A 17,497-nucleotide genomic window follows, 5' to 3' on the forward strand; every position below is an offset into this window, starting at 1 on the left:
CAGGCCTATCCTGTACGCTCAGGCGCAAATGATAGCGACACTTGCGCACCTTGAATCACCCCGCCGTCGTCCCTGTTGCCCAGGTCGATGCGGGCGCCATGCTCGTCTGCGATTTTCTTGACCACGGCCAGGCCCAGTCCGGTGCCCCGCGCCTTGGTCGTGACATAGGGCTCGAAGGCCCGTTGAAGGATGTTGGCCGCGAAGCCCGTGCCGCTGTCGCTGATGCTCAGGCGCACGCGGCGCGTGGACTCGTTCCAGCGCGTCTCTATGGTCACGGGGCCGGGGGGCTGGCCGCTTTCCTGCGCACGCTGGGCCGTGGCGTCCTGGGCATTCTGCAAAAGATTGTGAATGACCTGGCGCAGCTGCTGGCCATCGCCGGAAATCGGCGGGCATTGCGGGTCCAGCACACACTCCACGCGCACTTCGGCGTTCTCTTCACCGTACAGCTGCAGCACGTCGGTCACCAGCGCGTTGAGGTCCAGCGACTGCAGATTGGCGGCAGGCAGGCGCGCGTAGTCGCGGAATTCATCGACCAGGCGCTTCATGGCGCCGACCTGATCGACGATGGTCTTGACGGACTTGGCCAGCAGCGCCTGGTCAGCCGGCTGCAGCTTATCGGTCAGCCGCATGGCCATGCGCTCGGCCGACAGCTGGATAGGCGTGAGCGGGTTCTTGATCTCATGGGCCACGCGGCGCGCCACCTCGCCCCAGGCCTGGGCGCGCTGGGCCGAGACGATCTCTGAGATGTCGTCGAAGACCAGCAGCCGCTGCGCATCGGGCAGTTCCGCACCGCGCATGACCAGGGTGGTGGTGTGCTGGATGACGCCGCCATCGGTGGAGGCATGCAGCTCATGCACCAGTTGCCAGCGATCGCGCCCCTGCTCGCCCAGGAAGAGCGCGAACTGCTCCTGCACGACTTCGCCGAACTGCTCCAGCCCCGGCACCTGGGACAGCGCCCGTCCTTCATGGACGGCCATGGGCGCGCGCAGTATGCGCGTGGCCCCGGGATTGCTCAGGACGATGGCGCCCCGCGCGTCCAGCACGATGACGCCCGATGTGAGGTTGTCGAGGATGGTCTGCAGGTTGCCGCGTGCGGCATCGAGCTGACCCATGCTGCGGTTGGCCTCGGCGCGCGCATCGGCCAGTTGCTGGGTCATGAGCGCGAAGGAGCGCGTGAGCCCGCCGATCTCGTCGCGCGTCTGCAGCGCCGGCTTGGGCCGCAGGTCGCCGCGCGCCACGTCGCGCATGCCCTGGGCCAGCAGCAGCAGCGGCCTGGCCAGCTGGTTGCCCAGCACGATGGCCAGCACCACGGCGCCGAAGACCGCCAGGAACAGGCTGAGCGTGAGCGTGCCTATGTACATGCGCTGCAGGCCGCCGCGTGCCAGCGCGCGTTCCTGGTATTCGCGGTTGGCGGCCTGCACGGCAAGGGCGTTGGTCACCAGCGCCTGCGGCAGCGCAATGGTGGCCTGCAAATAACGCGGCTCGGTCAGCAGTCCCACGCTGGGGTTGGGAACCACGGCCAGCGTGCGGACCTGGGCATTCGGCGCTGTGGCACCCGGCTGGGCCGTGCCGTCGTCGTCCAGTCCTTCGATGCTGGCCACGGCGCGCTGCTCGCGCAGCGAGCGCAGCATTTGCGCGCTGGGGCGTTCGGGCTGCAGGTTGAAGCGCGACTGGCCTGCGCTGGCGATGGCGCGCAGGCCCGGGAAGTCGCCGCTGCGCGTGGTCTGCGTGGGCCCCATGACGGCAAGCTCCGACGCACTCCAGAGCACGACATCGGTGGCACCCAGCTGGTCGCGCACGCGCTCCAGGATCAGCGCGGCGCCCGCATCGGAGACCTGGGACAGCTGGGCGCCTGCGGTGCGCGTGTTGTTGGCCATGTCGTTGGCCACGGTCTCCAGCGTGGAACTGGCCAGGCTCACGCCTGCCGACAGCGCACCCTCGACCTGCACGTCGAACCAGCTCTCGATGGAGCGCGAGACGAACTGGTAGGAAACGATGTAGATCAGCAGGCCCGGCACCAGTCCCACCAGCGTGAAGATGCCGGCCAGCTTGAGCAGCAGGCGGCTGCCGAAGCGCCCCCGCTGCAGGCGTATGGCCAGGCGGATGCCGCCCCAGACCAGGATGGCCAGCAGCAGGCCGGCCACGACCACGTTGGCGGCGAACAGCCAGTTGTAGTTGCGCTCGTAGTCCAGCCGGTTGTTGGTGGCCAGGGTCAGCAGGAACAGCAGCAGCACGCCGACCAGCCCCATGAGACCGGCGCCCACGCCCACGGCCCAGCGCGTGCCGCGCGACAGGCCGGCCGAAGCCGGCAGGGCCATGCGTTCGTCGGCGTCGGTGTCCCGGTTCATGGCGCGTCTTCCAGCATCTGGGCGCGCGACAGCTGCAGGTTCCAGCCCGAGCGGCCCAGCGCACCGATCTGCAACGGCCTTGGCAGCTGGGACAGGTCGATGCGAAAGCGCAGCTGCACCGAGACACCCGACTGCGTGGGTGCCGTGTCCATGATTTTCCAGCGCGAGATGCGCCGCATGGAGGACAGCGCATCTTCCAGGGTCTCGAAGGTCTGGCCCAGGGCCAGCCCCAGCCCGGCGCTGGAGAAGGGGGTATTGGAGATGTGCAGGCGCCAGCGGCGTGTCAGCGGCTGGTGGCTGAGGCGGTAGTGGCGGCTGGCGGTGGCCAGTTGCTGATCGGACCAGTACCAGCGCTCACGCTGGACCTGGGCCTCGGCCACGAAGTACATGGGAATGCCCTGGCGCAGCGCGTCGTCGATCTGGTAGGGCAACTCGAACTGGAGATTGGCGGACAGCAGCAGACCATCGTCGGAGCGCTCGAGCTGCATGGATCCGATCTCGGCGGTCAGCGCATCGGCCCTGGCCTGCAGGCCCAGGCCGGCCAGCACGGCGGCCAGCACAAGTGCCCCGGCCAGCCGCGCCAGCAGGCGCAGCCAGGCTGGCGACCTGGTCCGGGGACGGGGGTCAGCGTGTCTTTTGCAGCAAGGCGTAGAAGAAGCCGTCGTGGTCACCCAAAGCATTGTCAGCCAGCATGCCGGCTTTGTAGTCCTTGCCCGGGATTAAATGCCCCGGCGCCGGCAGTGTTCGCGCCTCACTGTTGCGTGCAACAAACGCTTGAACCTGTGCCTCGCCCTCTTGCCTGAAGACCGAGCAGGTGCAGTACAGCAGGCGCCCGCCAGGCTGCAGCAGGGGCCACAGGGTGTCGAGCAGCCGGGACTGGATCTGGGCCAGCTGGTGCACATCGCTTTCGCGGCGCAGCCAGCGCACGTCGGGCTGGCGCCGCACGATGCCCGAGGCCGTGCAGGGCGCGTCCAGCAAGATGGCGTCGAACAGCTGGCCGCCGCATTGCGCCTCGAACCACTGCGCAGGCTGGGACGCATCGGCCACGACCACTTGCGCCTGCAACTGCAGCCTTCCCAGCGTGTCCTCGATGCGGGCGGCGCGCTCGGCGTCTATCTCCAGCGCCGTGACCTGCAGGGTCTGCGGCGCTGCGTATTCCAGCAGGTGGGCCGTCTTGCCACCGGGGGCGGCGCAGGCATCAAGTACCCGCAACGCTCGGCCGGCGGGCTGCTCCAGCCCTTGCAGCAGCAGCGGTGCGGCCAGTTGCGCCGCCGCATCCTGCACGGAGGCCAGGCCCTGGTCGAAGCCCGGCAGGGATTGCACGGGCAAGGCCTGCTGCAGTTGCAGGCCGCTGTCGGCCACGGCAAGCGATGGCACGTCCATGGCCTGCAGCGCCGCCTGGTACTGCGCGCGGTCTGCCCTTTGGCGATTGACGCGCAGCGTCATCGGAGGCTGCTCGTTGTTGGCCTGCAGGATGGCCTGCCAGTGATCGGGATGGTCCTTGCGCAGGCGGGCAATCCACCAGGCGGGATGGTTCCAGACCGCCTGCGGCTGGGCTTCGGTGGCGGCGACCAGGGCATCGCGCTCGCGCAGAAAGCGGCGCAGGCAGGCGTTGACAAAGCCGGACTGGGCGCGGGTCGGCCCCTGCTTGGCCGCTTCCACGGCCTGGTTGACCAGGGTGAACGGCGGGTATGGCGCGCGAGATTCATCCCAGGCCAGGGCCAGGGCGGTGTTCAGCAATGCGCTGACGCGCGGCGGCGGGTTGCGCGAGGCCAGCTGCTTTTGCAGCGCCTGGGCACGGCCCAGTTGGCGCAGCACCTGGAACAGCAGGGCCTGCACGCCGGGACGCAGCGGCTGCGGCACACGCGCCAGCACGCTGCGGCTGGACTGGCCTTCGAGCACGGCCTGCAGGCATTGGGCGACGGCGTCGAGCTGCTGCCAAAGAGGAGGTGCGGCCGGTACGGCATGCGCCTGCGAGGGCGCCGCAGCGCGGCGCGGGGAAGAATGCGTGCGTTGGTTCATGTTCCACTTTCCTGCACCTTGCTGGGCGCAGGTTCGACCAGCAGGCTGCGCACCGGGCGAAAGCCCAGCAGCCAGGCCAGCAGCCTTGCCGGATATTGCGCGATGGCGGCGTTGTAGCGCTCGGCCGCGGCGTTGAATTGCTGCAGTCCCAGGCGGTTGCGCACCTGGTGCTCGGTCCAGCGCTGCTGCCAGGGCTGCAGCGGATCGGGGTCCGGCGACGGGGCATCTGATGGCGCAGTGCCAGTGCCAGTGCCAGTGCCAGCGGCGCCGGTGCCGGTGTCAACGGCGACCTTGGTCATGGCCTGCCAGGCCACCTCCAGCGCCGAGCAGGCATGCTCCAGCGAGGCCAGCGCGCTCTCGCGCAGCGGCCGGCCACGGGCATCGACCAGCGCCGCCTGCAACTGCGCGGCGGTCTGGTGCAGCGCGGCCTGGGCATGCACAAGGGCGGGGCTTTGGCCTTCGCCCTTGGGCTGTGCCTCGAAGGCCTGCAGCATGGCATGCCACTGGCCCAGGTATGCATCGAGCGTACCGAACTGCTGCACGCAGCCGCTGCGCAGCCGGGCCAGCCGGTTGTATGCGCCGACGGCCCAGAACACCAGCAGTGCCAGCAGCATCCATTCAAGAGACAAGGACCACATCGTCTGCAATGGCCCGGCCGGAAGCTGGTCCGGCCGAACTCTGGTTATTCCCAAAGAAAAACGCTCCCGCCTGCGCAGGGCAGGCCGGGAGCGTCACATCATCAAGCACTTGCGCCATGCACTGCTCTAGGAGACAGCATGTCCCAACAAGAGGGACGCCGAGCAAGGGCCGCCCCCGCAGCGAGGGCGTCGTCCCCCTCCCGCGTAGCGAGAGAGGGGGAAGCGGCACAGCCGCTCAGGGGGTGACACCGCCTATCAGTCAGCGGAAGCGTCACCGGCGACGGCAGCCACGCCAGCGTCGTCGTCAGCCATCACACCGGCCAGTTCGGCCGCTTCGGCGTCGGCGATGGCGCGGCGCTCTGCGTCGTCCATGGCGTCCTTGGCCTTGCGTGCCTGGTGGTAGGCCAGACCCGTACCGGCGGGGATCAGGCGACCCACGATGACGTTTTCCTTCAGGCCACGCAGCTCGTCGCGCTTGCCCATGATGGCAGCCTCGGTGAGCACGCGGGTCGTTTCCTGGAACGACGCGGCGGAGATGAAGGAGTCGGTCGACAGCGAAGCCTTGGTAATACCCAGCAGCACGTTGGAGTACGTGGCAGGGATCTTGCCTTCGCGCTGCAGGGCCTCGTTGGTATTGAGGATTTCCGAACGCTCGACCTGCTCGCCAGCGATGTAGGTCGAATCGCCGGTGTTCTCGACCACGACGCGGCGCAGCATCTGGCGAACGATCACCTCGATGTGCTTGTCATTGATCTTCACACCCTGCAGACGGTAGACGTCCTGCACTTCATCAACGATGTAGCGCGACAGCTCCTCGATGCCCAGCAGGCGCAGGATGTCCTGCGGATCGGCGGGACCGTCGACGATGGACTCGCCCTTGTTGACCACCTGGCCTTCGTGCACCAGGATGTTCTTTTCCTTGGGCACGAGCTCTTCCCAGACCTTGCCATCCAGATCGGTGATCTGCATGCGCACCTTGCCCTTGGTTTCCTTGCCGAAGGAGATGGTGCCGGTCATCTCGGCCAGCGTGCCCTTGTCCTTGGGCGTACGGGCTTCGAACAGCTCGGCCACGCGGGGCAGACCGCCGGTAATGTCTCGGGTCTTCTGGCCTTCGACAGGGATACGGGCTAGCACTTCGCCGGGGCCCACGTCCTGGCCGTCACGCACCTGGATCAGAGCGCCGACCTGGAAGCCGATCGTCACCGAGTGGTCGGTGCCGGGGATCTTGACTTCCTGGTTGTTGGCATCGATCAGCTTGACCTGGGGACGCACGACCTTGGCAGAGCCACGGCGCTTGGGATCGATCACCACCAGCGTGGACAGGCCGGTCACTTCATCGACCTGCTTGGCCACGGTCAGGCCCTCTTCCACATTCTCGAAGCGCACCTGGCCGGCGTACTCGGTAATGATGGGTCGGGTCAGCGGATCCCAGTTGGCCAGGATCAGACCGGCCTTGACCTGCTGGTCGGGCCTGACGGTCAGCACGGCACCGTAGGGCACCTTGTGGCGCTCACGCTCGCGGCCGTTGTCGCTGATGACGATTTCGCCCGAACGCGAAATCACGACCAGCTCACCCTTGGTGTTGCTGACGTAGCGCATCGTGCTGTTGAAGCTGATGGAGCCGTTGGACTTGGCTTCCACGCTCGAGGCGATGGCAGCGCGCGAAGCGGCACCACCGATGTGGAAGGTACGCATGGTCAGCTGCGTGCCGGGCTCGCCGATGGACTGGGCGGCGATCACACCCACGGCTTCGCCGAGGTTGATCAGGCCGCCGCGGCCCAGGTCGCGGCCGTAGCACTTGGCGCACAGGCCGTAGCGGGTCTCGCAGGTCAGCGCGGTGCGGACCTTGATCTCGTCCACGCCTTGCGATTCCAGCTCGTCGATCACGTCTTCGTTGAGCAGCGTGCCTGCGGGCAGCAGCACGGCCAGCGTCTCGGGATGCACGACGTCCTCGGCCGTGGTACGGCCCAGCACGCGGTCGCGCAGCGATTCGATGACTTCACCGCCTTCGACGATGGCGCGCATCAGTGCGCCATTGCTCGTGCCGCAATCGTCCTCGTTGACCACCAGATCCTGCGTCACGTCCACCAGACGACGCGTCAGGTAGCCGGAGTTGGCCGTCTTCAACGCCGTGTCGGCCAGACCCTTTCGGGCGCCGTGGGTGGAGATGAAGTACTGCAGAACGTTCAGGCCTTCACGGAAGTTCGCCGTAATGGGCGTCTCGATGATGGAGCCGTCAGGCTTGGCCATCAGGCCACGCATGCCGGCCAGCTGGCGGATCTGCGCGGCCGAGCCGCGGGCGCCGGAGTCGGCCATCATGTAGATGGCGTTGAACGATTCCTGCTCGACTTCGTTGCCGTGGCGGTCGATGACCTTTTCCTTGGCCAGCTGGGCCATCATGACCTTGGAGACTTCGTCGCCGGCCTTGCCCCAGATGTCCACCACCTTGTTGTAGCGCTCGCCAGCGGTCACGAGACCGGAGACGTACTGCTGCTCGATCTCCTTCACCTCGGCTTCGGCACGGCCGATGATCTCGGCCTTTTGCGGCGGCACCAGCATGTCGCCGATGGCGATCGAGATGCCGGCGTGCGTGGACAGGCGGAAGCCGTTTTGCAGCAGCTTGTCGGCAAACACCACCGTGGCCTTCAGACCGCACTTGCGGAACGAGGCATTGATGAGCTTGGAGATCTCCTTCTTCTTGAGCGCCTTGTTCATGTGGCTGAACGGCAGGCCCTTGGGAAGGATCTCGGACATCAGGGCGCGGCCCACGGTGGTTTCCACCAGGCTGGTCGAAGGCTCGAACTCGCCGGAGTCCTTGTTCTTCGTCCACTCGGTCAGGCGAACGCTGATCTTGGCGGCCAGCTCGACCTGCTCGGCGTCCAGCGCGCGCTGCACTTCGCCGATGTCGGCGAAGACCATGCCCTCGCCCTTGCCGTTGATGCGCTCGCGCGTCGCGTGGTACAGACCCAGCACCACGTCCTGCGAAGGAACGATGGAGGGCTCGCCCGATGCGGGGAACAGCACGTTGTTGGAGGCCAGCATCAGCGTGCGGGCTTCCATCTGTGCTTCCACCGACAGCGGAACGTGGACGGCCATCTGGTCACCGTCGAAGTCGGCGTTGAAGGCCGCGCAGACGAGCGGGTGCAGCTGGATGGCCTTGCCTTCGATCAGGATGGGCTCGAAGGCCTGGATGCCCAGGCGGTGCAGCGTGGGAGCACGGTTCAGCATGACCGGGTGCTCCTTGATGACCTCTTCGAGGATGTCCCACACCACGGGCGTGCCGGATTCCACTTCCTTCTTCGCCGCCTTGATGGTGGTGGCGATGCCGCGCTGCTCGAGCTGCGCGAAGATGAAGGGCTTGAACAGTTCCAGCGCCATCAGCTTGGGCAGACCGCACTGGTGCAGCTTGAGGTACGGACCCACCGTGATCACGGAACGGCCCGAGTAGTCCACGCGCTTGCCCAGCAAGTTCTGGCGGAAACGGCCGCTCTTGCCCTTGATCATGTCGGCCAGCGACTTCAGGGCACGCTTGTTGGCGCCCGTCATGGCCTTGCCACGGCGGCCGTTGTCCAGCAGCGAGTCCACTGCTTCCTGCAGCATGCGCTTTTCGTTGCGCGCGATGATTTCCGGAGCCTTCAGCTCCAGCAGGCGGCGCAGACGCGAGTTGCGGTTGATGACGCGGCGATACAGGTCGTTCAGGTCGGACGTTGCGAAGCGGCCGCCGTCCAGCGGCACCAGCGGACGCAGGTCCGGGGGCAGCACGGGCAGCACTTCCATGACCATCCAGCCCGGCTTGATGCCGGACTTCTTGAACGCTTCCAGCAGCTTCAGGCGCTTGGCGTTCTTCTTGACCTTGACTTCGGAGCCGGTCAGGTCGCCGCGCAGGCGCTCGGTCTCGACGTCGATGTCGATGCCTTCGAGCAGGTCCTTGATGCCTTCGGCGCCCATCTTGGCTTCGAACTCGTCACCGTACTCGGTGCGCTTGGCCTCGTAGTCGTCCTCGGTCATGATGCTGAACTTCTTCAGCGGGGTCATGCCGGGGTCGGTCACCACGTAGGCTTCGAAGTACAGCACGCGCTCGATGTCGCGCAGCGTCATGTCGAGCACCAGGCCCAGACGCGACGGCAGCGACTTCAGGAACCAGATGTGGGCGCAGGGCGCAGCCAGGTCGATGTGGCCCATGCGCTCGCGGCGCACCTTGGTCTGGGTCACTTCGACGCCGCACTTCTCGCAGATCACGCCGCGGTGCTTGAGGCGCTTGTACTTGCCGCACAGGCACTCGTAGTCCTTGATGGGGCCAAAGATCTTGGCGCAGAACAGACCATCGCGCTCGGGCTTGAACGTGCGGTAGTTGATGGTCTCGGGCTTCTTCACCTCGCCGAAGGACCAGGAACGGATCTTCTCGGGAGAAGCCAGACCGATCTTGATGGCATCGAAATGCTCATCGGGCGTGAATTGCTTGAACAGGTCGAGTAGAGATTTCATAAGACTCTTTCCCTTTTCAATATTTAAGAACGCTCAAGCTCGATGTCGAGGCCCAGGGAGCGGATTTCCTTGACCAGCACGTTGAACGACTCGGGCATGCCTGCCTCGATGGCGTGCTCGCCCTTGACGATGGATTCGTACACCTTGGTACGGCCCACCACGTCGTCGGACTTCACGGTCAGCATTTCCTGCAGCACATAGGCGGCGCCGTAGGCTTCCAGCGCCCACACTTCCATTTCCCCGAAACGCTGGCCGCCGAACTGGGCCTTGCCGCCCAGGGGCTGCTGCGTCACCAGAGAGTACGGACCCGTGGAGCGGGCGTGCATCTTGTCGTCGACCAAGTGGTGCAGCTTCAGGTAGTGCATGTAGCCGATGGTGGTCGGACGCTCGAAGCGGTCACCGGTGCGGCCGTCATACAGGTAGGCCTGCGTGCGGCTTTCGGTCAGGCCCTTGCGCTCCTTCAGCTCTTCCGGATATGCCAGATGCAGCATGTCCTGGATTTCCTGCTCGGAAGCGCCGTCGAACACCGGCGTGGCAAACGGCACGCCCGTGGTCAGCGCCTGCGCCATGGACACGATCTCGTTGTCATCGAGCTGGGCCAGGTCTTCCTTGCGGCCGCGCGAGTTGTAGATCTCTTCCATGAAGGCACGGATTTCGGCGGCACGGGCTTCCTGCTGCAGCATGTCGCCGATGCGCTGGCCCAGGCCCTTGCCGGCCCAGCCCAGATGCACTTCCAGCACCTGGCCGATGTTCATGCGCGAAGGCACGCCCAGCGGGTTCAGCACGATGTCGGCAGTGGAGCCGTCGGCCATGTAGGGCATGTCCTCGACCGGAACGATCTTGGAGACCACGCCCTTGTTGCCGTGGCGGCCGGCCATCTTGTCGCCGGGCTGCAGGCGGCGCTTGACGGCCAGGTAGACCTTGACCATCTTGAGCACGCCAGCGGGCAGCTCGTCGCCCTGGGTGAGCTTCTTGCGCTTTTCTTCGAAAGCCAGGTCGAAGCTGTGGCGCGTCTGCTCCAGCGAGTTCTTGATGGACTCGAGCTGGGTGGCGACCTCGTCCTCTGCAGGACGGATGTCGAACCAGTGGAACTTCTCCACGCCGTCCAGGTAGGCCTTGTCGATCTTGGCGCCCTTGGCCAGCTTTTGCGGGCCGCCGTTGGCCACGCGGCCATTGAGCAGCTTCTCGATACGGTCGAAGGCGTCGGCCTCGACGATGCGCAGCTGGTCGTTCAGGTCCAGGCGGTAGCGCTTGAGTTCATCGTCGATGATCTGCTGGGCACGCTTGTCGCGCTGGATGCCTTCACGGGTGAAGACCTGCACGTCGATCACGGTGCCTTGCGAGCCCTGGTCCACGCGCAGCGAGGTGTCCTTCACGTCGGAAGCCTTCTCGCCGAAGATGGCGCGCAGCAGCTTCTCTTCAGGCGTCAGCGTGGTCTCGCCCTTGGGCGTGACCTTGCCGACCAGCACATCGCCGGGCTGCACTTCCGCACCCACGTAGATGATGCCGGACTCGTCCAGGCGGTTGAGCTGCTGCTCGGACAGGTTCGGGATGTCGCGCGTGATTTCCTCGGCACCGAGCTTGGTGTCGCGGGCCATCACTACGAGTTCTTCGATATGGATCGAGGTGTAGCGGTCTTCGGCCACCACGCGCTCGTTGATCAGGATCGAATCCTCGAAGTTGTAGCCGTTCCAGGGCATGAAGGCGATCAGCATGTTCTGACCGATGGCGATTTCGCCCAGGTCGGTCGATGCGCCGTCGGCCACCACGTCACCCTTGGCCAGCTTGTCGCCACGCTTGACGATGGGACGCTGGTGGATGTTGGTGTTCTGGTTGGAACGCTGGTACTTGATGAGGTTGTAGATGTCCACGCCGACTTCGCCGGCCACGGCTTCCGCATCGTTCACGCGGACCACGATGCGCGTTGCATCGACATAGTCCACGATACCGCCGCGGGTTGCCGTCACCACGGTGCCGGAGTCCACTGCCGCCACGCGCTCGATGCCCGTGCCCACCATGGGCTTTTCGGGACGCAGCACAGGCACGGCCTGACGCGACATGTTGGCGCCCATCAATGCGCGGTTCGCGTCATCGTGCTCAAGGAACGGAATCAGCGAGGCAGCCACCGACACGATCTGTGCGGGCGACACGTCCATGTACTGAACGCGCTCGGCCGACACCAGGGTCGAATCACCCTTTTCGCGCGCCGACACCAGGTCGCCGATCAGGCGGCCTTCGGCATCCAGCTCGGCATTGGCCTGGGCGATGATGTACTTGCCTTCCTCGATGGCCGACAGGTAGTCGATCTCCATCGTGACCTTGCCGTCGGCCACGCGACGGTAAGGCGTCTCGATGAAGCCGTACTCGTTCAGGCGGGCGTACAGGGCCAGCGAATTGATCAGGCCGATGTTCGGGCCTTCAGGCGTTTCGATAGGGCAGACGCGGCCGTAGTGGGTCACGTGCACGTCGCGCACTTCGAAGCCTGCGCGCTCGCGCGTCAGACCGCCCGGGCCCAGGGCCGAGACGCGACGCTTGTGCGTGATTTCGGCCAGAGGATTGGTCTGGTCCATGAACTGCGACAGCTGCGACGCACCGAAGAATTCCTTCAGGGCGGCCGAAATCGGCTTGCTGTTGATCAGGTCATGGGGCATCAGCGGCTCTTGCTCGGCCTGACCCAGACGCTCCTTCACGGCCTTCTCGATACGTGCCAGGCCCGTGCGGTACTGGTTCTCGGCCAGTTCGCCCACGCAACGCACGCGGCGGTTGCCCAGGTGGTCGATGTCATCGACCTCGCCCTTGCCGTTGCGCAGATCCACCAGGATCTTGACCACGGCCAGGATGTCCTCGTTGGACAGCACCATGGGGCCGGTGGCGCCATCGCGGCCGACCTTGGCATTGAACTTCATCCGGCCCACGCGCGAAAGATCGTAGGTGTCGGGGTTGTAGAACAGGCGCTGGAACAGGGCCTGCACGGCGTCCTCGGTCGGCGGCTCGCCGGGGCGCATCATGCGGTAGATGGCCACGCGCGCAGCGAACTCATCGACGGTTTCGTCGGTGCGCAGGGTCTGCGAAATGTAGGCGCCCTGGTCCAGCTCGTTCGTGTAGATGCACTGCAGATCCTGGATGCCGGCGCTGCGCAGCTTCTTGAGCAGGGACTCGGTCAGCTCTTCGTTGGCCTTGGCAATGATCTCGCCAGTGTCCGGATCGACGATGTTCTTGGCGACCACGCGGCCGATCAGGAAATCTTCGGGGACGCTGATGAACTTGGTGCCCGACTGCTCCAGCTCACGCGTGTGGCGAGCAGTGACGCGCTTGTCCTTGGCGACCACGACCTTGCCCGACTTGTCGGTGATGTCGAAGCGCGCGACCTCGCCGCGCAGGCGCTCGGGGACGAACTCCATCTGCGCGCCCGAATCCATGAGGCGGAAGTTGTCGTTGACGAAGAAATTGGCCAGGATCGATTCCGGCGTCAGACCGATGGCCTTCAGCAGAATGGACACGGGCATCTTGCGACGACGGTCGACGCGGAAGAACAGCAGGTCCTTGGGGTCGAACTCGAAGTCCAGCCACGAGCCGCGGTAAGGAATGATGCGTGCCGAGAACAGCAGCTTGCCCGAGCTGTGGGTCTTGCCCTTGTCGTGTTCGAAGAACACGCCAGGCGAGCGGTGCAGCTGCGAGACGATGACGCGCTCGGTACCGTTGATGATGAACGAGCCCTTGTCGGTCATCAGGGGCACTTCGCCCATGTAGACCTCTTGCTCCTTGACTTCCTTGACCACCTTGGACTGCGAGGTCGAAGACTCACGGTCATAGATGATCAGCTGAACCTTGGCGCGCACGGCAGAGGCGAAGGTCAGACCACGAGTCTGGCACTCGCGCACATCGAAAGCAGGCTTGGCGAGGTTGTACTCGACGAACTTCATCTCCACAAAACCGTTGTGGGAGACGATGGGGAAGGCAGAGTTGAAGGCCGCTTGCAGGCCTTCGATGGTGCGTTTTTTGGGGGCTACATCTGCCTGCAAGAATGCGGTATATGCATCTTTTTGCATCTGCAGCAGGTAAGGCACTTCGAGCACGCTGTCGCGGCTCCCGAAGCTTTTGCGGATTCGCTTGCGTTCGGTGTAAGAATAGGCCATGAGATCTCCGGGCAAAGACATGAGTCCTGGGTCTGCGACGACTGCCCCACATGGAAAGCTCCCTGCGGGCTTGGCGGTTGGCCACTACCAACCATGGCTGACGGCGATGCGTTGCACATCGCCCGAACCAAGGCATCTTCTGCTGTCGGGTTGTCAGAAGACACTAGAAAACAGGCTGCCCCAGACCGCTTTCTAGTGTGCTCTATGGATACGCTCTCCACAAGCGCCAAAGGCTGGAGGCCCTTTTTCGGAGCCTCCAGCCCTTGAGGGGACTGAATTACTTCAGTTCAGCCTTGGCACCGGCTTCCACCAGCTTCTTCACAGCGGCTTCAGCGTCAGCCTTGGCAACGCCTTCCTTGACGTTCTTGGGAGCGCCGTCGACCAGGTCCTTGGCTTCCTTCAGACCCAGGCCGGTGATTTCACGCACGGCCTTGATGACGGAAACCTTGTTCGCGCCGGCTTCGGTCAGCACAACGTTGAACTCGGTCTTTTCTTCTGCAGCAGCAGCGCCGCCAGCAGCGCCACCAGCAGCGGGAGCGGCCATGGCGGCAGCGCTCACGCCGAACTTCTCTTCAATGGCCTTCACCAGGTCATTGAGTTCCAGGACCGTCATGCCGTCGAGCGCGGTCAGAAATGCGTCTTTATCGAATGCCATTTTGATTTCCTAACAATATTGGTTAACTGCCGCGCGCTCAGGCTGCGACTGCTTCGGCTGCCGGTTCTTCGGCAGAGCCTTCGCTCTTCTTTGCCGCCAGGGCGCCCAGCACAACGGCCGTACGCGAGATAGGCGACATCAGCAAGCCACACAGTTGTGCCAGCAGAACTTCCTTCGAGGGGATGTTCGCCAGTTGCTTCACACCGTTCACGTCCAGGGCCTTGCCTGCAAACGCACCACCGCGGATCACCAGCTTGTCGTTGGTTTTCGCGAAGTCGGCCACCACCTTGGCGGCAGCCACTGCGTCTTCAGAGAAGCCATAGATCAGAGGGCCGGTCATCTGGTCGGCGACAACGTCGAACTGGCTGCCAGCCACAGCACGGCGGGCCAGCGTGTTCTTCAACACGCTCAGGCTCACACCCTTGCTGCGGGCGTCAACGCGCAGTTTGGTCATGTCGGCGACCGTGATGCCGCGGTATTCCGCGATCACAAGCGTTTGAGCTTTTGCGGCGAGGCTGGTCACTTCATTGATGACCGCTTCTTTCTCACTGCGATTAAGACTCAAGGTCTACTCCTTCAAATGCACACTCGGGGCAGGCCCCTCATGCGCGCTCTTGTTGCAGCGACCAACTGTTTTGGAAATGCATCCATCTGCAGCGGGATCGCCATCTGCGTTGGCCCCTGAGGTTTAAGTGCCGCAAGGCACACCAACGGTCTTGGATGACCCGGCGCATCGCTGCGCCGGCCCACCACTGAGGCAGCCCGCAAGCCGCCTCAAGATTTCTTGGCTATCAGGCCGAGATGGTTTGCGTGTCGACGCGAACGCCCACACCCATGGTCGACGAAACAGCCACCTTGCGCAGGTACAGGCCCTTGCTCGAGGCGGGCTTGGACTTGTTCAGGGCGTCGATCAGCGCAGCCAGGTTGCCTTGCAGCTTCTCGTTGTCGAACGAGCGGCGGCCGATGGTGGCGTGGATGATGCCGGCCTTGTCGACACGGTATTGCACCTGACCAGCCTTGGCGTTCTTCACGGCCGTGGCCACATCGGGAGTCACCGTACCCACCTTGGGGTTGGGCATCAGGCCGCGCGGGCCCAGGATCTGACCCAGCGTACCGACGACGCGCATGGCGTCGGGGGCAGCGATGACCACGTCGAAGGGCATGTCGCCAGCCTTCACGCGGGCAGCCAGGTCGTCCATGCCGACCACGTCGGCGCCAGCAGCCTTGGCTTCTTCAGCCTTGGCGCCTTGGGCGAACACGGCCACGCGGGCGGTCTTGCCAGTGCCGTGGGGCAGCACGACGGCGCCACGAACCACTTGGTCAGACTTCTTGGCGTCCACGCCCAGTTGCACGGCCACGTCGATGGATTCATCGAACTTGGCGGTGGCGGCTTCCTTCACCAGCGCCACGGCGTCGGCGAAAGCGTACAGCTTGGTGGACTCCACCTTGCCCTGGAGAGCCTTTTGCTTCTTGGTCAACTTGGCCATTTACACGCCCTCCACAATCACGCCCATCGAACGGGCCGAACCAGCCAGCGTACGCACGGCGGCGTCGACGTCAGCAGCGTTCATGTCCTTCAGCTTGGTGTTGGCGATCTCTTCCAGCTGAGCGCGGGTGATCTTGCCGACCTTGTTCTTCAGGGGGTTGGAGGAGCCCTTGTCCAGCTTGATGGCCTTCTTGATCAGCACAGTCGCCGGAGGCGTCTTGATGATGAAGGTGAAGCTCTTGTCGGCAAAGGCCGTGATGACCACGGGCAGGGGCAGGCCGGGCTCGACACCTTGGGTCTGGGCGTTGAACGCCTTGCAGAATTCCATGATGTTGAGGCCGCGCTGACCCAGCGCAGGACCGATCGGAGGAGAGGGATTGGCCTTACCAGCTGGCACTTGCAGCTTGATGAAGCCGACGATTTTCTTCGCCATTGAATGCTCCTTGCGGGTATAGCGCCGCCGGCCCAACCAACAATAGTTGCAGCCGGCAGCTCCCCGGGGGTTAAAAGACTCTTGCTGACACGCCCTGCACCGAGCCTAAAAATGCAGAGCCAGAGATTGTAAGCGGTAACTCAGGTTTTTTCAACCTGGGCAAATTCAAGCTCGACCGGCGTGGAGCGGCCGAAGATCATCACCGAGACGCGCAGGCGGCTCTTTTCGTAGTTGACCTCTTCGACCGAGCCATTGAAGTCCGTGAACGGGCCTTCCTTGACACGCACCAGTTCGCCGGGCATGAATTCGATCTTGTGGCGCGGCTTGTCCGTGCCTTCCTGCATCTGGCTGACGATCTTGCGCACTTCCTCTTCGGAGATCGGTGCGGGGCGGTTCTTGGCACCACCCACGAAACCCGTCACCTTGCTGGTGTGCTTGACCAGGTGCCAGGTGTCGTCGTCCATGACCATCTCGACGAACACGTAGCCAGGGAACAAGCGGCGTTCGGTGGTACGGCGCTGGCCGTTCTTCATCTCCACCACTTCCTCGGTGGGAACCAGGATGCGGCCGAACTTGGACTGCATGTCCGAACGCGCGATGCGCTCGATGATGTTGCGCTCCACGGCCTTTTCCATGCCGGAGTAGGCATGGACGATGTACCAGCGCAGATCCGGATTGGCAGGCGTTGCCCCTCCGTCGTTCACACCTGTTTCGACAGCATCCATTACTTCCTCCAGCCCAAAATCAGGTCATACAGGACCCACTCCAGCGTCTTGTCCGTGAACCACAGGAACAAGGCCATGATGACCACAAAGCCGAAGACGTACAAGGTCATCTGCATGGTCTCCTTGCGCGTCGGCCAGACGACCTTCTTGACTTCGCGCCAGGCATCCTGCGCAAAGCTGACGAAACGCTTTCCGGGCTCGGAAACAAGGAACGTGCCAGCAGCCGCAGCCAGACCGACCAGCAGCACCAGCCACTGAACGATGGGACCTTGCTTGCTCAGCAGATAGAAACCTGCGATCGCAGCAACGACTAAAGCCGCGACTGCGGCAAGCTTGGCTTTGTCAGCTCCGGAGCTGACCGTTTCAACCTGAGTAGTGGCCATAATCCATTTCTAATGCGCATTTTTTGCGCAACGCCAAGACACCGAAGCCCGCTTTGGGGCGGGCTCGTTGCGATTCCACCATCAGGTGGCAGGGGCAGTAGGAATCGAACCTACAACCTTCGGTTTTGGAGACCGACGCTCTGCCAATTGAGCTATACCCCTACGAATCAATTAGGCAATGATCTT

12 protein-coding genes and 1 tRNA gene are annotated in these 17,497 nt (G+C 64.2%); all 13 read right to left on the minus strand.

All coding sequences use genetic code 11. The features are described 5' to 3' along the window. Positions 1–5 precede the first annotated feature (5 nt). Positions 6–2,348 carry an ATP-binding protein gene (locus tag ACF8LI_RS04130; RefSeq protein WP_047326984.1) on the minus strand — a complete coding sequence of 781 codons (2,343 nt, stop codon included), beginning with the start codon at positions 2,346–2,348 and terminating at the stop codon, positions 6–8. Beyond that, entirely contained in the window at positions 2,345–3,028 is a 684-nt protein-coding gene (locus ACF8LI_RS04135) for a DUF4390 domain-containing protein (protein WP_392411574.1), read from the minus strand. The genes ACF8LI_RS04130 and ACF8LI_RS04135 overlap by 4 nt, the downstream gene beginning before the upstream one ends. Beyond that, positions 2,973–4,370, minus strand: coding sequence for a 16S rRNA (cytosine(967)-C(5))-methyltransferase RsmB (gene rsmB, locus ACF8LI_RS04140; RefSeq protein WP_043792219.1), 1,398 nt, complete (start codon positions 4,368–4,370; stop codon positions 2,973–2,975). The genes ACF8LI_RS04135 and rsmB overlap by 56 nt, the downstream gene beginning before the upstream one ends. Next, complete coding sequence (locus ACF8LI_RS04145; protein ID WP_392411572.1) at positions 4,367–5,008, minus strand: LemA protein; 642 nt, start codon at positions 5,006–5,008, stop codon at positions 4,367–4,369. The genes rsmB and ACF8LI_RS04145 overlap by 4 nt, the downstream gene beginning before the upstream one ends. 255 nt (positions 5,009–5,263) lie before the next feature. Further along, positions 5,264–9,493, minus strand: coding sequence for a DNA-directed RNA polymerase subunit beta' (gene rpoC / locus ACF8LI_RS04150; RefSeq protein WP_016450392.1), 4,230 nt, complete (start codon positions 9,491–9,493; stop codon positions 5,264–5,266). A gap of 23 nt (positions 9,494–9,516) precedes the next feature. Beyond that, positions 9,517–13,629 (minus strand): DNA-directed RNA polymerase subunit beta, encoded by a 4,113-nt coding sequence (rpoB, locus tag ACF8LI_RS04155; RefSeq protein ID WP_016450391.1) that lies wholly within the window; start codon positions 13,627–13,629, stop codon positions 9,517–9,519. A 277-nt stretch (positions 13,630–13,906) separates the two neighbouring features. After that, positions 13,907–14,284, minus strand: a complete 378-nt coding sequence (rplL, locus tag ACF8LI_RS04160; RefSeq protein WP_012202441.1) for a 50S ribosomal protein L7/L12 — start codon at positions 14,282–14,284, stop codon at positions 13,907–13,909. A gap of 37 nt (positions 14,285–14,321) precedes the next feature. Beyond that, positions 14,322–14,849: a 50S ribosomal protein L10 gene (gene rplJ, locus ACF8LI_RS04165; protein ID WP_016450390.1), complete on the minus strand. Its 528-nt coding sequence runs from the start codon at positions 14,847–14,849 to the stop codon at positions 14,322–14,324. 226 nt (positions 14,850–15,075) lie between these two features. Next, positions 15,076–15,771: a 50S ribosomal protein L1 gene (gene rplA, locus ACF8LI_RS04170; protein ID WP_016450389.1), complete on the minus strand. Its 696-nt coding sequence runs from the start codon at positions 15,769–15,771 to the stop codon at positions 15,076–15,078. Further along, positions 15,772–16,203 (minus strand): 50S ribosomal protein L11, encoded by a 432-nt coding sequence (gene rplK, locus ACF8LI_RS04175; RefSeq protein ID WP_012202438.1) that lies wholly within the window; start codon positions 16,201–16,203, stop codon positions 15,772–15,774. Between the two features lie 140 nt (positions 16,204–16,343). Beyond that, positions 16,344–16,928 carry a transcription termination/antitermination protein NusG gene (gene nusG / locus ACF8LI_RS04180; RefSeq protein ID WP_016450388.1) on the minus strand — a complete coding sequence of 195 codons (585 nt, stop codon included), beginning with the start codon at positions 16,926–16,928 and terminating at the stop codon, positions 16,344–16,346. Further along, on the minus strand, positions 16,928–17,311 hold the full coding sequence (gene secE / locus ACF8LI_RS04185) for a preprotein translocase subunit SecE (protein ID WP_012202436.1): 384 nt from the start codon (positions 17,309–17,311) through the stop codon (positions 16,928–16,930). Before secE ends, nusG begins: the two co-directional genes overlap by 1 nt. 86 nt (positions 17,312–17,397) lie before the next feature. After that, a tRNA-Trp gene (locus tag ACF8LI_RS04190) sits at positions 17,398–17,473 on the minus strand. Between the last annotated feature and the right edge of the window lie 24 nt (positions 17,474–17,497).

It is taken from the genome of Delftia sp. WSY_12 (assembly GCF_043104645.1).
Taxonomy (GTDB): Bacteria; Pseudomonadota; Gammaproteobacteria; order Burkholderiales; family Burkholderiaceae_C; genus Comamonas; species Comamonas tsuruhatensis.